The 458-nt window shown below is 45.4% G+C and carries 1 protein-coding gene; it reads right to left on the reverse strand.

Features of this window, described 5'->3' with window-relative positions; genetic code table 11:
* On the reverse strand, window positions 1-458 hold a 458-nt coding region (locus DS885_RS01570), incomplete at both ends, for a glycerate kinase (RefSeq protein ID WP_147232321.1).

Below are 458 nucleotides of genomic sequence, written 5' to 3' on the forward strand. Positions count from 1 at the left end.
CTAATACATCAATAGACAATTGTTGTTTAATGCATTGACCATAATGAAGCAGGGCTTTATCTAATAGTTCGATATCTTGTTCTGTAGCACCTTTTTGTGGACCAAAGACATGAGTTGCCCCTCGCTCGCCACATAAAGGGTTGTCAACATCACAGGCAACTAATACTTCGCAGGCTTGCAGGCGAGGGTCCATGTCATCAATATCTATTTTAACGATATCTTGTAACCCAGCGCCGTTTGCGGTGATCTCTTGGTTGTTTTGATCTAAAAATCGCACCCCTAAAGCACTCATCATACCCATGCCACCATCGTTAGTGGCGCTGCCACCTAAACCAATGATGATTTTTTTTGCCCCATCATCTAACGCTGCTTTAATTAACTCGCCAGTACCAAAACTTGAGGTCACTTTCGGGTCTCTTGCGTGCTCGGGGACGTGATGTAAACCACTGGCCGCGGCC

It is taken from the genome of Psychromonas sp. B3M02 (genome assembly GCF_003318165.1).
Taxonomy (GTDB): Bacteria; Pseudomonadota; Gammaproteobacteria; order Enterobacterales; family Psychromonadaceae; genus Psychromonas.